Annotated in this window: 13 protein-coding genes; 11 read left to right on the top strand and 2 right to left on the bottom strand. The window is 38.5% G+C overall.

What is annotated here, in order from left to right:
* Nucleotides 1–191: 191 nt before the first annotated feature.
* From ES711_RS04575 to ES711_RS04525, 11 genes are all read left to right on the top strand, one after another.
* Entirely contained in the window at nt 192–5,279 is a 5,088-nt protein-coding gene (locus ES711_RS04575) for a translocation/assembly module TamB domain-containing protein (RefSeq protein ID WP_146890656.1), read from the top strand.
* A gap of 87 nt (nt 5,280–5,366) precedes the next feature.
* A complete protein-coding gene (gene tamL / locus ES711_RS04570; protein ID WP_146890653.1) occupies nt 5,367–7,649 on the top strand; it encodes a translocation and assembly module lipoprotein TamL in 2,283 nt (760 codons plus the stop codon).
* An 86-nt stretch (nt 7,650–7,735) separates the two neighbouring features.
* Nucleotides 7,736–8,215, top strand: a complete 480-nt coding sequence (locus ES711_RS04565; protein WP_146890650.1) for a nucleoside deaminase — start codon at nt 7,736–7,738, stop codon at nt 8,213–8,215.
* 365 nt (nt 8,216–8,580) lie between these two features.
* Nucleotides 8,581–8,916, top strand: coding sequence for an arsenosugar biosynthesis-associated peroxidase-like protein (locus tag ES711_RS04560; RefSeq protein ID WP_146890647.1), 336 nt, complete (start codon nt 8,581–8,583; stop codon nt 8,914–8,916).
* Between the two features lie 518 nt (nt 8,917–9,434).
* Nucleotides 9,435–10,487, top strand: a complete 1,053-nt coding sequence (gene arsS / locus ES711_RS04555) for an arsenosugar biosynthesis radical SAM (seleno)protein ArsS (protein WP_146890644.1) — start codon at nt 9,435–9,437, stop codon at nt 10,485–10,487.
* Between the two features lie 84 nt (nt 10,488–10,571).
* Complete coding sequence (locus ES711_RS04550; protein WP_246139118.1) at nt 10,572–11,039, top strand: rhodanese-like domain-containing protein; 468 nt, start codon at nt 10,572–10,574, stop codon at nt 11,037–11,039.
* A gap of 78 nt (nt 11,040–11,117) precedes the next feature.
* Nucleotides 11,118–11,789: a TIGR04282 family arsenosugar biosynthesis glycosyltransferase gene (locus ES711_RS04545; RefSeq protein WP_146890638.1), complete on the top strand. Its 672-nt coding sequence runs from the start codon at nt 11,118–11,120 to the stop codon at nt 11,787–11,789.
* Entirely contained in the window at nt 11,789–12,601 is an 813-nt protein-coding gene (locus ES711_RS04540) for a purine-nucleoside phosphorylase (protein WP_146891520.1), read from the top strand. The genes ES711_RS04545 and ES711_RS04540 overlap by 1 nt, the downstream gene beginning before the upstream one ends.
* Nucleotides 12,602–12,644: 43 nt before the next feature.
* On the top strand, nt 12,645–13,532 hold the full coding sequence (locus ES711_RS04535; RefSeq protein WP_146890635.1) for a sterol desaturase family protein: 888 nt from the start codon (nt 12,645–12,647) through the stop codon (nt 13,530–13,532).
* Between the two features lie 100 nt (nt 13,533–13,632).
* Nucleotides 13,633–14,370: a DUF547 domain-containing protein gene (locus ES711_RS04530; RefSeq protein WP_246139117.1), complete on the top strand. Its 738-nt coding sequence runs from the start codon at nt 13,633–13,635 to the stop codon at nt 14,368–14,370.
* 70 nt (nt 14,371–14,440) lie between these two features.
* Nucleotides 14,441–15,193, top strand: a complete 753-nt coding sequence (locus ES711_RS04525; protein ID WP_146890629.1) for a TIGR04283 family arsenosugar biosynthesis glycosyltransferase — start codon at nt 14,441–14,443, stop codon at nt 15,191–15,193.
* 2 nt (nt 15,194–15,195) lie between these two features.
* On the opposite strand, the gene ES711_RS04520 is transcribed toward ES711_RS04525, so the two are convergent.
* Together ES711_RS04520 and ES711_RS04515 are read right to left on the bottom strand one after the other, a co-directional pair.
* On the bottom strand, nt 15,196–15,951 hold the full coding sequence (locus ES711_RS04520; RefSeq protein WP_146890627.1) for a metallophosphoesterase: 756 nt from the start codon (nt 15,949–15,951) through the stop codon (nt 15,196–15,198).
* Nucleotides 15,948–16,970 carry a glycoside hydrolase family 113 gene (locus ES711_RS04515; RefSeq protein WP_146890625.1) on the bottom strand — a complete coding sequence of 341 codons (1,023 nt, stop codon included), beginning with the start codon at nt 16,968–16,970 and terminating at the stop codon, nt 15,948–15,950. Before ES711_RS04515 ends, ES711_RS04520 begins: the two co-directional genes overlap by 4 nt.
* Nucleotides 16,971–17,060: the final 90 nt, after the last annotated feature.

Here is a 17,060-nt window from a genome sequence, read left to right as displayed (position 1 = left end):
ATTGGTTTATGTAAAGATATACGTAGCAAACGGCACTTCAAAATAATATTAATAGAACTTTAACTTAAAAATATGAAATTTCCTTAAAAATGTTAATTTTAAGTCAGGATGAGAATTGAGTCATTAATAATTGGGTTTAACTACATACCAAATGGCTTTATTTGATAAATTTGTAGCTTCATTACAGCTAATTGGAAGAGAACAACGACGATAATAAAACAACTAAACGCAAAAAGTTTAGAGCCCTTAGAATACTTGGTAGGATTATTCTTGGCATTCTGCTGTTTCTATTTCTCCTAATCCTATTTATTAGAAGTCCGTGGGGGCAGGGTATTATTGTCAACAAGGCAACCTCATACATTTCCGATAAGACCAATACCAAAGTAGCTATCGAAAGACTGTTCCTCACCTTCAGCGGCAATCTTCAAGTGGAAGGATTGTATTTGGAAGACACACAGGGCGATACTTTAGTGTACTCAAAATCTTTGGAAGCCAACGTGCCACTTTGGGCAATGATTAAAGGCAAAGGTTTTGGAGTAGAGTCTATGAATTGGGAGGGTGTTCGCGCTAATATTCGTCGAAAAGACACCATTTCGGGCTATAATTTTCAATTTCTGATCGATGCTTTTGCTGTTGCCGATACCACCACAGTTGTAGCCACTGATACTACGGCCCTAGATATTGTTTTGGGAAAACTGAATTTTAAAAATTTTGACGTTGTTTTTGACGATGCAGTTGCGGGAATTGATAGCCGATTTATAATTGGTACCCTAAAAGCACAAATGAAAACTACAGATTTAGAGCATATGGTCTTTGAAGCTAAAAACCTCGAACTTACTGATGCCAACATTACATACATTCAAAAACCTATCCCTATTGATCCGAACGCTGAAGAGGTACCATTACCATCCTTAACTTTTGAGAAATTTACTCTGAGCAATGTGTACGCTGACTATCAATCTTATGGCGATCGAATTGCCGCAGAAGTGGACATCAAGGAACTATATGCGGAAGTTCAACAGGCGGATTTAGCTTCCTTACGGTTTGAAATCAGCACCTTCAATCTTAAAAACTCCTCCATAATTTTACGGACCCAAACGGAAACCAATGTTGTGACACAGAAAGTAGTGGAGGTCACCCAAGATATTAAGCAAGACATACAAGCTTTTGAATGGCCAGAATTGCGTATTTCTATTGGATCTATTGATTTTAAGGATAACAATTTCAGCTATTTTGTCGCCGGCGCAGAAGCAAAAGAAGGAAGTTTTAATCCGAATGCCATTGTTCTTAACGACCTGAACTTACAGGCGGATAATATTCGCCTCCAAGATAAAAAAGCAACGCTACATATTGAAAATTCCACGTTTAAAGAAATTTCCGGATTTGACCTTAAAGAATTGCAACTTCAATTTGAGGCTGATGATACCACTTTAAAGGTAACTGATCTGAGAACGGCGCTCAATAACAATACACTTCAGGCGCAATTACAGTTAGAATACCCCAAATTGTCCGCCCTCATCGAAGCCCCAGAAAATTCAAAAATAAACCTCAGCGTGTCTAACTTTCAAGTGGCTTTAAAGGATGTCTTTTTAATTCAGCCTGAACTTAAAAAGAATCCGTATCTCAATACACTGAGTAAAAATCTATTGACTGGTAATGCCAAAGCAAGTGGTTATCTATCTGATATTAATATTGCGACGATGACTGCGCATTGGGCCAATACGCACATCTCCGCAAATGGGAGAATCAAAAACGCGATGCACCCAGAACACATTGAGTTTGATATTCCAAATTTTTCAGCCATCTCAACCCGTACAGATCTTACTAAGTTTGTTAATGAACAAGACTTAGGTGTAAGTCTCCCTGATAACGTTAAGTTGGTTGGGAATCTTAAAGGCAATCCAAACGATCTTAATGCTGATGCTGTATTGACCACTTCTCAAGGAGTCGCCTCAGTAAAAGGACATTTAACAAATGGAGCAACACTCGCGTTTGATGCAGATATTGCTGTTGATGGTTATCAACTGAATGAACTACTCCAAAATGAACAATTAGGAGCCTTAAGCCTCTCCATAAAAACGAAAGGAACGGGCACAACCATTAACGACTTGGATGCCGATATTGAGGCCAATATCTCGAGTTTTACCTACAACAATTATGATATTACTGATTTAAAGATTGTAGGTGCCGTGAAGAATGGCCGTGGTAAAGTGACGTCTAGTTATAAAGATTACAACCTCAATATGGATTTGTACGGTACGGTGATTTTAGATTCTGTGTCGCCCGAAGCCAATGTGGAACTCAATATTATTGGCGCCGACTTACAGGCTTTAGGACTTATGCAACGCGAAGTTAGGACTGGTATGAAAATCTATGCCGATTTTAAAGGTAATGCCACCAATTATGATGTTGCGGCAATTGTAGATGAAGGTGTCGTTGTTTATGACAATAAAACCTACCTCATTGGCGACCTGAATGCTTTGGCACATGTGCGTAAAGACACGACGTCTGTATCTATCAAAAATAAATTGGTAGATCTCCTATTGCAGTCCAATTCAGATCCACAAAGTTTCACCAAAGCTTTAAAACGTCATGTGTTTAGTTACTTCTACCGAGATGAAAAACTACCGGATAGTATCACAGATCCGGTCAATTTAAAATTAAGAGGTCGCATTATTGAAGCGCCTATTTTAAATGAAGTTTTTTTAGTGAATGTTAAAGATCTTGACACCGTAAAATTATCTGTAGACTTCAATGAGAAAGAGCGCCAACTTAGCGCCAACATTACCGCCCCCCATATTAATTATAGCGGCTATGAATTGGATAGTTTGGCCTTTTCTATGGAAACTGACAAAGACAAATTTATCTTTAATTTGGGTTTCAATCGCATAAAGGCAGGGCCATTTAACATACAGAAAACTAGAGTTGAAGGCAGTCAGGCCAACAACGAATTGTCATTAGGCTTTACAGCTTACCATCAAGACGAGATTTTAACCCAGATACGCAGTAAAATCACCGGAAATAGAGAGGAACTGCGATTTCATGTGTTGACCGAAGATTTAGTTTTAAATAAAACGCCCTGGAACATTCCTGAAAGCAATGAAATTTTGATTAGAGATCAAAAATTAGAATTCAACGATTTTCTTTTCAGCAGAGACAATCAATCTTTTGAACTTACAGATAAGCTTGCTTCCATCTCCAAGGAACATATTGCGGCAGATTTTAAAAACTTTAAATTGAGCGAATTTTTAAATTATCTCAATCCTACGGAAGAATTGGCTACTGGTAATTTGAATGGCTCTTTTGTATTGGAAGATCCATTTACAAATACGGGCATTGTTGCTGACCTAGACATACAGCAGTTGAGCTTTATGCAGGTTGACATGGGCACCCTCAGTCTGGATGCAAAATCATTAGGCATGGACAGTTATGATTTTAATGTCGATATCGCGGGTGGCGAAATAGATATGAATCTTTTAGGAGATTATGTAGCGCAATCTGGAGATGCGGTACTTGATATGAACTTAGATATTACCAAATTCAACATGTCCGCCTTAACCGGTTTCTCTCAAGGTGAATTAATAGAAACGGACGGAAGTTTTTCAGGCAATTTTAAATTGAATGGTACCTTAAGCGCTCCACAATATTCGGGCAACTTAAAATTTAGTGATGCTGATTTTAAGATTAAAAGATTTAATACTGCTTTTACACTTCCCAATGAAACGCTCAGCATCAACAACGAAGGTCTTTCCATGTCTCAATTCACCATTGTAGATGAAAACCAAAATACTCTTGTGGCCACGGGCAATATTGGCACAGCCTCATTTATCAATCCAACTTTCGACTTGCAGTTAACCGCGGATAACTTTCAAGTATTGAATGCCACAAAAGAAGACAACGATTTTCTTTACGGTAAGGTTACTTTTGATGCCGAAGCAAAAATCTCCGGCGATTTACAGATTCCTAAAATCACAATGAATGCCACCGTGGGCTCGGATACTGATGTGACCTATGTGATGCCTTCAGCCACCGTTAATGTAGAAGAACGCGATGGTGTAGTCGTCTTTGTAAATCGTGAAAATCCAGATGCTATTCTAACCCGAACGGAAGAAAAAACCGCTACCATTACGGGGTTTGATATTGCTGCCCTACTAAAGATTAGTAAAGATGCCGCTGTCACTATTGTGATTGATGAAAAAACTGGGGACAATTTTAAAGTCATGGGCGACGGGGATTTAAATTTCAGCATGAATCCAAACGGCAACTTGACGCTTTCAGGAGTTTATGAAGTAGAGAGCGGACATTATGAATTGAATCTTTACAGTTTGGTCAACCGGAAATTCGATTTGGTTTCAGGCAGCCGTATCACGTGGTCAGGAGACCCTTTTGATGCCAAATTAGATGTAAAGGCGCTCTATAAGGTTGAGACCTCTGCATCATCTTTAATGGCACCAACGTCTTCCAATCTCGACCCCTCTTCTAAAGGCAAATACCGTCAGGTGCTCCCATTTTACGTGTATCTTAATATAGATGGCCAATTATTACAACCAAAAATCAACTTTAACCTCGACATGCCAAAAGATGAGCAAGGTGCTGTTGGCGGGCAGGTTTACGGCAGGGTGCAACAACTTAATCAGCAAGAAGACGAGTTAAACAGACAGGTATTTTCATTGTTGGTTTTAAACCGTTTTTATCCAGACCCTGGCAGCGACGGAAGTACTGGTGGTGTAGCTTCTATTGCCCGAGACAATTTAAATGATGCTGTTTCAGACCAACTGAATGTGTTCTCAGATAAATTATTTGCCAATTCTGGCTTTGATCTTAATTTCGGATTGGACAGTTATACGGATTATCAAGGAAGTACGCCGCAAGACCGTACCCAATTGGATATTGCTGCCCAAAAGAAATTATTTAATGATCGTTTAATTGTCAGTGTAGGTAGTGAAGTGGATGTGCAGGGCAGTAACCCTAACGGCGAAGCAGCACCGATTATTGGCAATGTCAGCATTGAATATATATTGACCGAAAATGGTCGTTATAGGATCAAAGGATTTCACCGTAATGAATTCGAAAATGTCATTGATGGGCAGATTGTTATCAGTGGAATTGCCTTGATTTTTACACAGGAGTTTAATAAGTTTAATGAGCTTTGGGATTCTTTGGTAAACTCCAAGACCAAACAAGAAAAACAAGCTGAGAAAGATAGGAAAGCTGCTAAGGAAGCATTAAAGGCGAAAGAGGAAGAAGTTGATGAAAGTATTGAGGAAAAAAAGCAATAGCACTCGCGATGCATTAAGAGGAAAATTTAATCAAAGTAATGGTACAGTCATTTCATCAGCGCTAGCTAATCATAAAAACAAATAAATTTGAAATTACATCTTAAATACATTCTCATTAGCACTTTCATATTAGGAAGTTTCTACTCGTGCAGTATTGCCAAATTTATACCTGAGGAGGAGCGCTTATATACCGGAGCAAACTTAATTATCGAGTCAGATTCTCTAATTAAAAATGAAGATCGTTTACGTCTAGAATTGGAAACCGTGATCAGTCCGGAGCCTAATTCTAAGATCCTTGGGATGTATCCTGGCTTGTATTACTACTTTAAAAATCAAAAAGAACATCCAGGGTTCATCAACAAATGGCTGTATAAAAAATTTGGAGAGCAGCCGGTTTACCAATCGGATGTCTCAGCTTTTGATGTAGAAGAACTTTTACTGAACAGATTAGAAAACAGAGGCTTCTTTTATAGTAAAGCTGCCTCTAAATTTGAAGAAGAAGAACAAAAAGCATCGGTAGCTTATACAGTAAATGTGCCTACACCTTACCGCATGGAAACTTACCAACTGGACTCCTTACCTCCTCCAATCCATCAAGAAATTGAGCGGTTGGTCGCTACTACTCCCTTTACAAAAGGCATGCGTTTTGATTTGAGCAGTATGAAATTAGAGCGTCTTCGCATAGATACCAACCTTAAAAGTAAAGGTTATTATAATTTTGATGATAGTTTTTTGCTTTTTGAAGCAGATACAAATAGGTATGACAATAAGAGCTTTGATCTATTTCTGAAACTTAAAAAGGCAGTCCCGAAAAAATCAACCGTTCCCTACCGCATTGCGAACGTCAATATTTATCCTAATTACGAAACAGCAGATTCTATCACTACAACCAGCATTCGCTACAATGAAAAAAACTTTATTCAAAAAGAAGTTTTCTTCAAACCAAAATATTTAGATCCATTTGTAAGACTGGAAGAAGGTGAACTCTATAATCCTGAAACTTCGCGTAACACCGCCCGGCGACTCTCCACTATTGGGGCTTATAAATTTGTTAACATTCAATATAAGGAAATTGACAGTTTGGCCACAGACACTTTAGGCCTATTGGACGCCAATATTTATTTATCGCCATTAAACAAGCGTGCGTTCATGGCGGAGTTGCAAGTGGTTACCAAATCAAATAGTTTTACCGGTCCTGCTTTGGCGCTCACCTATAGCAACCGCAATGTTTTTGGTGGTGGCGAACTCTATAATACCACATTAAAAATAGGCTATGAAGCACAAGTAGGAGGAGAAAAAAATCTCGGCGATAGCAGTTTAGAATTGGGATTGAAAAACGAGATCATTTTTCCAAGAGTCATTTTCCCAATTAAAATTAATGACGACTTTTTTAAATACTCCATCCCAAAAACAAAGATCTCCGTAAGTATTGATTATTTAGACCGTACAAAATTATACACGTTACTCTCGGGTACTGCCCTATTTGGATATGCCTGGGATGCCAATAGATACGTGACACATCAAATTAACCCTATTTCGGTGAGCTATACGGATTTAAGGAATTCCTCACCAGAATTTGAAGCGATCCTCTCTGAAAATCCATTTCTGAAACGCAGTTTTGAACAGCAATTTATTTCGGGGCTTACTTATTCCTTTATTTATAACGAATTGGTAGACGTACAAAAAACGCATCAAAAATATCTTAACTTTACTTTAGATGTCGCAGGGAACTCCATCAGCTTGTTCGGAAAGTCGGAAGAAAACGGGGGTCCAAAGACATTTGTTGGTTTGGAATATGCACAATACGCAAAGGCCGATGTTGACTTGAGATACCACTTCAACTTTGGCAAAGAACAAACCATTGCTGCACGTGTTTTTGCAGGTTACGGTTTGGCCTATGGCAATTCTGATGTGGTGCCTTTTGTTAAACAATATTATGCAGGTGGGCCTTATAGTATACGGGCTTTCAGGATTCGTTCCTTAGGACCAGGAACCTATAATGTTAATGAAGATACGAACAACACTTCTGATAATTATTTTGACAAAACAGGTAATATCAGATTGGAAGCCAATTTAGAATACCGTTTCCCAATTGTCTCATTCTTTAAAGGCGCCGTATTTGCTGATGCTGGAAACATTTGGAATTCTAAAGAAAATCCAGTTTTTGATGGCAAGGATAAATTTTCAAGTAGTTTTATTAGTGAATTAGGTATGGGCGCGGGCGTCGGCTTGCGCGTGGACATTCAGAGTTTTGTTATCAGATTTGATTTGGCCGCTCCGTTTCATGACCCGTCGCTTCCAAAAGGCGAACGTTTTAATTTTGATGTGAGCAAGCCCATCCTCAACTTTGCAATCGGCTATCCATTTTAACATGGTTTCGTTTTACATGTACTATGTTTGTTATAATTAAAAAATTGACTCCCTACAGAACAGGGGGCATTAACTCGAAAAACAAAATGAATACTGATCAGAAAAATAAATTCATGTTAGAAGCGGTTAACGCAGCTTTAAAAGGCATGGATAACAATGAAGGCGGCCCTTTTGGTTGCGTAATAGTAAAAGATGGCAAAATAGTAGGCCGAGGCAACAACAAGGTCACTTCCAATAACGACCCAACAGCACATGCTGAAGTCATTGCCATAAGAGATGCTTGCCAAAATCTTAATTCTTTTCAATTGGAAGGTTGTGAAATATACACCTCATGCGAGCCATGTCCGATGTGTTTTGGCGCCATCTATTGGGCCAGGCCAGACAAAGTGTTTTATGGGTGTAGCCAGCAAGATGCGGCAGATATCGATTTTGACGACGAATTTATCTACAAAGAGATAGAATTGCCTTACGCCAAGCGAAGCATCCATTTTGAGCAAGTGGCACGAGACATCGCTTTAGAACCGTTTCAAAAATGGAGCGAAAAAGAGCACAAAACAGTGTATTAACCACCCAGTCCTCCGTTCGAGTGATTCCGATTTTTATCGGAATTGTAGCGAGAACCGAGTGATTCCGATTTTTAAACAATGGTTTCAAAAATGTGATAAGAACCACACGGTTTTGATGTATCGGAATGGTATCGAAAACTTTAACATCATGATGCACTCACCCCAAAAACTCGAAGTACAGTTACTCAATAGGATTCTCCCCATCCGAGGCAACACAATTAACAGATGAAAGCTTAAACTGTCCGATGGATTAATCGCTCATGCGTTGTGGATTAACTCATGAGGCCTGTTAAGTTTTCCACAGATTCACGACTGAAAACCGAATCTTAATTTTTATCGTACGTATAACCAACACCATAATATCTATGCAAAAAACTTATTACGATCCAGCAGACCTTAAAAAATTCGGAAAAATTTCCGAATGGAACGAAGAACTTGGCAGCAAATTCTTCGATTATTACGCTAAGGTTTTTGAAGAAGGCAAACTTTCAGCCCGTGAGAAGTCGCTAATTGCTTTGGCTGTCGCCCATACGGAGCAATGTCCGTATTGTATTGATGCCTACACACAAGATGGTTTACAACGTGGTATTACCAAAGAGGAAATGATGGAAGCCTTGCATGTTGGTGCTGCCATAAAAGCTGGCGCAACACTCGTGCATGGGGTGCAGATGATGAACAAAGTAAATAAATTAGAAATGTGAGCAGAGAACCACTCCCGATTTTTCATCGGGAGTGTGTGAATCGCTCATCCCGATGAAAATCGGGATCTATAAATAGACAAGAGGGATTAACTGATTTGGAACAATCCAATTTATCAAATCCGAATTATCGCTCATCCCGATGAAAATCGGGATCTATAAATAGACAAGAGCGATTAACTGATTTGGAACAATCCAATTTATCAAATCCGGATTATCGCTCATCCCGATGAAAATCGGGATCTATAAATAGACAAGAGCGATTAACTGATTTGGAACAATCCAATTTATCAAATCCGAATTATCGCTCATCCCGATGCAAATCGGGATCTCATAATTGAAATAAGAACATAGTGTTTATTTTTAGAGACACACAACTTATGAGATTTGTGTGAATCGCTCATCCCGATGCAAATCGGAATTTTCAGAATTAAAACAATACAGCCATCAACTTAACGTTGGTTGCAGACAGAATAAAGTAAAAGCTTAACACGCTTAAACTTTAAAATTTGAATATATACATGATCAAGTCCTTAAAAAATCGCGAAAGCGAATTAGCAAACAGCAATAGACAAGTTGAAATATTATCAAATGGTATTTTTAAGAACGGAGAGCTACCCACGTTTAAAGATAAGATTTCTGAAACAGGCCAATTCCCATTAAAAGCCAAGAAACTCGAAATATTACAAATCAACCTTGGCTATATGTGTAACCAAGTGTGCGAACATTGTCATGTGGATGCTGGGCCAGATCGTAAGGAAATTATGACTCGCGACACGATGTTGCAATGTTTGGAAGTAATCAAAAACACAGGAGCACACACCTTAGATTTAACTGGTGGCGCCCCTGAAATGAATCCTGATTTCAGATGGTTTGTGGACGAAGCGTCTAAAGCAGGCATTAAAGATTTTATCGTTCGTTCTAACTTGACCATTATTAGGGCAAACAAAAAGTATTACGATCTCCCTGATTTTTTCAAAGCTCATAATGTTCATGTCATTTCTTCAATGCCGCATTGGACTAAAGGCAAAACTGACAAACAACGTGGCGATGGTGTTTTTGACAAATCCATTCGCGCTTTACAAGATTTGAATGCTATAGGTTACGGCATGCCCGACAGCGAATTACGATTGGATTTGGTCTACAATCCTTCAGGTGCCTTCTTACCAGGCGATCAAAACAGCATGGAAAAAGATTTTAAAAAGGTCTTAAAACAGGATTTTGACATTCATTTTCACAACCTTTTTGCGATAACAAATTTACCTATTGCCCGATTTTTGGATTATTTGATTGCTTCGGAAAACTATGAAGACTATATGTTTGCTTTGGTAGAAGCTTACAATCCGAATGCGGTTAAAAATGTGATGTGTACTAACACACTGTCCATTTCTTGGGATGGCTATTTATACGATTGTGATTTTAATCAGATGTTAAACCTTCCCGTCAATAGTAAAGTGAAGCACATTTCTGACTATAATGAAGAACTTTTAGAAGGCCGTACCATTATGATCTCTCAACATTGTTACGGCTGTACCGCAGGCGCAGGAAGCAGCTGCCAAGGAAGCGTCACCTAAACCATAACTTGCTATAAAACAAATTCATAAATAAATACTATGCGTTTTTTTTTCTCATTAATTCTAATACTATTAAGCTGTGTAATGCATTCTCAGAATGATTTGGCAGAATTATTACAACAGCATAATAACCACAACGTACCTTATATCTCAGTACAGGAATTGGCGATGCCTAAAACAAATACTATTATTTTTGATACACGCGAGTTTGAAGAATACCAAATAAGCCGTATCGCTAATTCAATTTTCGTTGGCTATAACACTTTTGATATCAACCAAGCCACTTTACATCTTAAAGACAAACACCAAGCTATCGTTGTCTATTGCTCATTGGGAATCCGTTCTGAAAAGATTGCCCAACAATTGCAAAAAGCAGGCTACACTAGTGTGTACAATCTTTACGGTGGTATTTTTGAATGGAAAAATGCAGATTTCACCATTGTTGATAGTGACGGTTATCCTACTGACAATGTGCATGCTTATTCAGAAGCCTGGAGTAAATGGCTACTTAAAGGCACCAAGGTATACGGTCCAATTTTAAATAAAATTTAACCTTGGGTTCGCGTGATACACTCTCCTAAAGACTAACTTTGAATACCGAATAAAACTTTTAACTACACCCCTTATTGTATGGGCATACTTTCTTCAAAAGATACTGCTAAGGCTAATGAAATGGCTACTGATTTTCATTTTCCAAGTTCAAAAAACGCGCTTATTATTTTTACTCGGAATCCTGAATTAGGAAAGTGCAAAACGCGTTTGGCAGCCAACATTGGCAATGAAAATGCGTTGGAAGTTTATAAATTCTTACTGGTGCATACCGCTACCATTTCCAAAGAAATTAAAGCGGATAGATATGTGTTCTACTCAGAAAATATCGAAAAAGATGATTTGTGGGATGCTTCCATATTCAGAAAAAAACTCCAACACGGAGATAATTTGGGTGCGCGCATGCACAACGCCTTTTCAGAATTATTAGTCATGGGCTATAACAAAGTAATGATTATTGGTAGCGATCTGTTAGACTTGAACGCGGATCTTATCTTAGAGGCCTACTTACAACTTGAAGCCAATGATGTGGTGATAGGACCTGCAATGGATGGCGGCTATTATTTATTGGGAATGAAAACACTTTATCATAAGGTGTTTCAGAATAAATCTTGGGGTACGGATACCGTTCTAAAGGACACCTTGAAAGATTTGCAGGCATCAAAATTTCACCTTTTGAAAGAATTGAATGATATTGATACCTTTGAAGACATGCAGCATTATCAACAACTTAAAAAATTTCACAACATATGATGATTAAAAATATAATTGAAACTACCAATTACTTAATAAATAAAGGTTTTGACAAGCCAGAAATAGGCATCATTTTGGGTACTGGGCTGGGACAATTGGTCAATGAAGTAGAAATTCTGCACGAAGTCAGCTATAATCACATTCCTAATTTCCCAACCGCCACAGTCGAGTTTCATAAAGGAAAATTAATATATGGAATTTTAGAAGGCAAGAAAGTGATTGTGATGCAGGGCCGTTTTCATATTTATGAAGGATATTCTCTGCAAGATGTGACCTATCCAGTACGAATCATGGAAAAATTAGGTATCCATACCCTACTCGTTTCGAATGCATCAGGAGCCATCAACCTCGATTATAAAAAAGGAGAATTGATGCTGATTGATGATCATATTAACCTGCAAGGCAGTTCGCCACTAGCTTTTAAAGACGTTGGGCAATTAGGCGAGCGTTTTGCAGATATGAGCGCACCTTACGATGCGAACATCAATTCTAAGTTTGAAAGCATTGCTGCTGCTCATAATATGACGCTTCATAAGGGTGTTTATGCCTCAGTGGTAGGACCGCAATTGGAGACCAGAGCAGAATATCGAATGCTGAAAATTATAGGTGCTGATGCGGTGGGCATGAGTACGGTTCCAGAAATTATCGTGGCCAACCATTTAAAATTAAAAGTGGCAGCGGTGTCAGTTTTGACCGATGAATGCGACCCAAACAACCTGAAGCCCGTAGATATCTCTGAGATTATCGCAATGGCGGAAAAAGCAGAGCCAAACATGATTGTTCTGTTTAAGGAATTGATTAAAAGCTTATAATTTTTAAACCTCTCAAACGAATTTATCAGGAGGTTTTGTGACTATGGAAAAATACCTCGACATTATTGTAAAATCCTATACGGGCTATTGGAATTATCTAAAATATGAGCTCATTGACATCTACCACTGGGATAACTATTTTTACGGATTAATCATCATTTCATTAGTGGTTTGGGGTTTGGAAATTGCCTTCCCGTGGCGTAAAGATCAGTCGATTTTTAGAAAAGATTTCTGGTTGGACACGTTTTATATGTTCTTCAATTTCTTTCTGTTGAATTTAATTGTCCTGATTGCACTTTCCAATACGACGGCTGAGTTTTTCAATGATATCCTCGGATTTTTTGGATGGCACGTAGACAGTTTACAAGTTTTTGACGTGGATGAATTACCACGTTGGTTAGGATTGCTCCTCTTTTTCCTAATCACTGATTTCGTGCAGTGGAACACCCATCGGCTTTTACACCGCGTGCCCTGCCTTTGGAATTTCCATAAGGTCCACCACTCTATTAAAGAAATGGGATTTGCTGGGCATTTGCGTTACCATTGGATGGAACCCATCCTCTACAAATCTTTACAATACATTCCTATTGCGATAATTGGCGGATTTGACGCCCAAGATGTAGCCATTGTTTACTTTTTCGCCATCACCATCGGACATTTAAATCATGCCAATGTGGGGTGGAATTATGGACCTTTAAAATACATCTTGAACAATCCGAAGATGCATATCTGGCACCATGCTAAACAATTGCCAAGCCATTTAAAATACGGTATGAACTACGGATTGACCTTAAGTACTTGGGATTATCTATTTAAGACCGATTACATTCCGCATGATGGAAGAGACATTGAGTTAGGGTTTGAGGACGATCATAAATTCCCCAAGACCTTTCTCAAACAAAGTATCTATCCGATAAAAACTGACTTGTGATCTTTTGCGTAACTATAACACAATAATGCTAAGACCTATGAAATACTTCAACACATGTATCTTTTCAATACTAATTGTATTCACTTTAAGCAGTTGCAATTTGACCACCGCAATTATAGGTAACCAAGGATTGACAGTTAAAGAAGTAGATGGCAAATTGGGTTCGGTATCACCAAATTCTAATATTAAATTGGATCACAAGGCTTGGGATATTTTACTGAAAAAACATGTCGACGCTCAAGGTTTTGTTGATTATAATGGATTTAAAAAGGATCATGACCAACTTAAAGCCTACCTGACCACACTTGCAAAGACAGCGCCTAGTTCAGAATGGACCGTTGAGGAACTATTGGCTTATTACATCAATCTGTACAATGCGGCTACGGTGGATTTGATTTTGGATAATTATCCGATTAAAAGTATCAAAGACATCAGTCGTCCTTGGGGAAAAGACTTTGTGAACGTTGGAGATAAAGTAGTCTCGCTGAACACCATTGAACATGGTATATTGCGAAAAATACACGAACCGAGAATTCATTTCGCCATCAACTGTGCTTCCATTTCTTGTCCTAAATTACTACGTGATGCTTTTACTGCAGAAAAAATTGAGGAGCAGTTGGAAAAAGCAACCGTGGAATTTATCAATAGTAATCAAAATGATATCTCAGAAAATAATCCTAAATTGTCTAAAATATTTGATTTTTATACCTCCGATTTTGAGCTAAATGGCAAAACTGATCTGATAGGATTTATTAACCAATACAGCCACATTCAAATTAATCCGAAGGCTAGATATAGCTTTAAGGACTATGATTGGAGATTGAATGAACAAGACTAATTAAAACATTCATAGTATTTTGTGTTTAAGCTATTCTATACTATAACTACTTAATGGTGGTTTTCAACTTATGAATGACAGGATTTCCATCATTATTCCCATTTTAAATGAAGCCGAAACCATAACGGGATTGCTTCAACATTTGGTAGGTAATGCAATTGATGCGACTATTTCCGAAATTATTCTAGTGGATGGCGGAAGCACCGATGGGTCCCAAGACGTCATTCAACAGTTTATTTTAAACGCTCTTTCAAACGCTACTAAAACGCTTCCAAATAGTACTAGTTTAAAAATCGACATTCGATTAATTTCATCAGGAAAAGGACGCGCCAAGCAAATGAATAGTGGAGCGCAACTTGCAACAGGAGACATTCTCTACTTTTTACATGCGGATTCCTTTCCTCCAAAACACTTTGACCGCTACATTATTAACGAAGTTAAAAACGGCAATCCTGCTGGGTGTTTTAGAATGCAATTTGATAGTACACATTGGTGGTTAAGTTTGGCGAGTTGGCTTACGCAATTCCGCTGGCGCGCTTGCAGAGGTGGCGATCAGAGCCAATTTATTACCCGACAGCTTTTTGATGATATTGGTGGTTATGATGAAAACTACATCATTTATGAGGATAACATCTTGATCAATCAGCTATTTGAGAGAAATCAATTTGTGGTGATCAATAAAAAACTCCAAACTTCAGCAAGACGGTATCGCAAACACGGGGTTTGGACATTACAGTACCATTTTTGGATGATCTATATCAAGAAATGGTTTGGCGCCGACGCTCAAGAATTGTTGGCATATTACAGGAGAAACATTTCTTAGGATTACTTGCCTAGAATGTCGTTTAAAGATTGTTGATTTCTTCCCGTCTCATTGGGATACAGTTCTCTTAACGCTTTACTTTGATAAAACACTTTGGAATGAATATCCAAGGCGGATAATTTCCCGTAAAATGCGGCACCGGTATCCACATTCCAAACGTTTATAGCATTCATGGGTTCTTCCGAATTGAAATTCAGGGTAGGCGTATGCCCTATATATATTTCGTGATAATGTTTTAGGCGTTTTGGAAAAAATGCAGAGTCTTCATCAATACGTTTATCTACCGTAATGGCCATTTCCCAAAGGGTTCTGTCATAATAAAACGTACTTTTAGAATTCTCCTGATTGACACCGTGAAGCGATGTAAATCCTGCATGAAGAAACAACCGATTCTCCTCATCCAAATGGTAATACTTCATCTGTTTAAAAAACTCCAAGTGTAATTTCTTTGCCTCCTTGGAAAAATGAGCATAGCTCTCAATAGTGCCTTCTCCCCCGTGATCCAACCATACTTTTGGCGCCTTTTTATTCAGAAGCCAACTTTGGCACCACGTATCATGATTTCCTTTTATAAAGATGCAATCATTGGTTTGAGACAAATCCATTAAATATTGGACGGTTTGTGCAGATTCACTCCAGCCATCCACATAATCGCCCATAAAGATCAACTTGTCGCCCTGAATAACCTTCGCCGTTTCTAATACTTCCTGCAGGCCTTTTAATCCGCCGTGAATATCTCCTATTGCCAATGTTCTCATTGTTGATGGTTTTTATAAGTGGCGCTGATGATGGCTTCTACTGGTTTGTTTTGGGGCGTAAACTGCGTATCACTCACGCCACCTGCATTGTTGTGATCATGAAACCATTTCCAAACAAACCCTCCGGCAAACCAATCTTCACTCCAATTTGCATCATACAAGGCTTGCATGGCATTGGACTGTGCTTCCATATTCACCACGGTCATATCTCGATCAAATTTCCAAGGGGCTTTTGCCGTATAGTCCACACTTCGATACCCATATTCCGTAAATAAAATAGGTTTCTGATGCCGTTCCGACACCGCTTTTAGCTGTTGCTGGTAGGGTTGCCAAGCCGCCTTGCACTCAGCAATAGTCGGCGTTTTTTGATCGCTCAACGGGAAATACGCATCAACACCAATATAATCTAAATCTGCCCAAAAGGGAGTTTTGGGATATTCATCCCAATTAGCGGCATAAGTGAGCTTTCCATTATAAATATTACGAATTTCCACAATCAGCTGTTTCCAATAATCCGGTCTAGCGGCTATAAAACCTTCCAATTCTGTGCCGATGCAAAAAATGTCGACGTTAGTAGTCTCAGCAACTTCGGCGTAGGTCAAAATAAAATTACGATAGGTGTCTTCCAGGAGTCTCCAATCCTCTTCATGAGCCATCTTAATGAATCCGGTAAATTCGCCTTTCCGCACCCAAATTTGGGGTTTCATCATAATTTTCATATGATTTTTTTGCAGCGTTTCGATATACTGTCTCACGCCTTTATCCGTTTCACCAAACCATTGACGTTCGCTATTAAAATTTATTTCAGGATGTGACAATTCGCGGATAAAGCCAAAAGGCATCACCGCAGCGTAATTAGCATTAATCTGCAGCAAGGGTGCCATATGCGTATCGTCAACCGCAACTCTTGAAGCTACAAAACTTACCCCATTAATCTTCTGTGGTTTCTCTACTGTAGCACTGCACGAAGCGAATAATCCTATCAAACTAAAATATAAAAAATGTAAAACCGATTTCATTCGTGTTATTTATCCCTAAATTTAAACAAACTCAATTTAAAATATTAAGTTTTGAAAAAAACTACGACAAATCAAGCCTAAAAGTCACCA

The organism is Gelidibacter salicanalis, from assembly GCF_007997285.1.
GTDB classification, from domain to species: Bacteria; Bacteroidota; Bacteroidia; order Flavobacteriales; family Flavobacteriaceae; genus Gelidibacter; species Gelidibacter salicanalis.
Note: the sequence above shows the minus strand (reverse complement) of the source record. Positions and strands in the feature narration are given on the sequence as shown.

Excerpts from the sequence above, each read along its gene's own strand:
- ES711_RS04525 (WP_146890629.1), top strand. The coding sequence starts at position 14,441 with ATGAATGACAGGATTTCCATCATTATTCCCATTTTAAATGAAGCCGAA.
- ES711_RS04560 (WP_146890647.1), top strand. The coding sequence starts at position 8,581 with ATGCAAAAAACTTATTACGATCCAGCAGACCTTAAAAAATTCGGAAAA.
- ES711_RS04565 (WP_146890650.1), top strand. The coding sequence starts at position 7,736 with ATGAATACTGATCAGAAAAATAAATTCATGTTAGAAGCGGTTAACGCA.
- arsS (WP_146890644.1), top strand. The coding sequence starts at position 9,435 with ATGATCAAGTCCTTAAAAAATCGCGAAAGCGAATTAGCAAACAGCAAT.
- ES711_RS04520 (WP_146890627.1), bottom strand. The coding sequence starts at position 15,951 with ATGAGAACATTGGCAATAGGAGATATTCACGGCGGATTAAAAGGCCTG.
- ES711_RS04515 (WP_146890625.1), bottom strand. The coding sequence starts at position 16,970 with ATGAAATCGGTTTTACATTTTTTATATTTTAGTTTGATAGGATTATTC.
- ES711_RS04550 (WP_246139118.1), top strand. The coding sequence starts at position 10,572 with ATGCATTCTCAGAATGATTTGGCAGAATTATTACAACAGCATAATAAC.
- ES711_RS04545 (WP_146890638.1), top strand. The coding sequence starts at position 11,118 with ATGGGCATACTTTCTTCAAAAGATACTGCTAAGGCTAATGAAATGGCT.
- ES711_RS04535 (WP_146890635.1), top strand. The coding sequence starts at position 12,645 with ATGGAAAAATACCTCGACATTATTGTAAAATCCTATACGGGCTATTGG.
- ES711_RS04540 (WP_146891520.1), top strand. The coding sequence starts at position 11,789 with ATGATTAAAAATATAATTGAAACTACCAATTACTTAATAAATAAAGGT.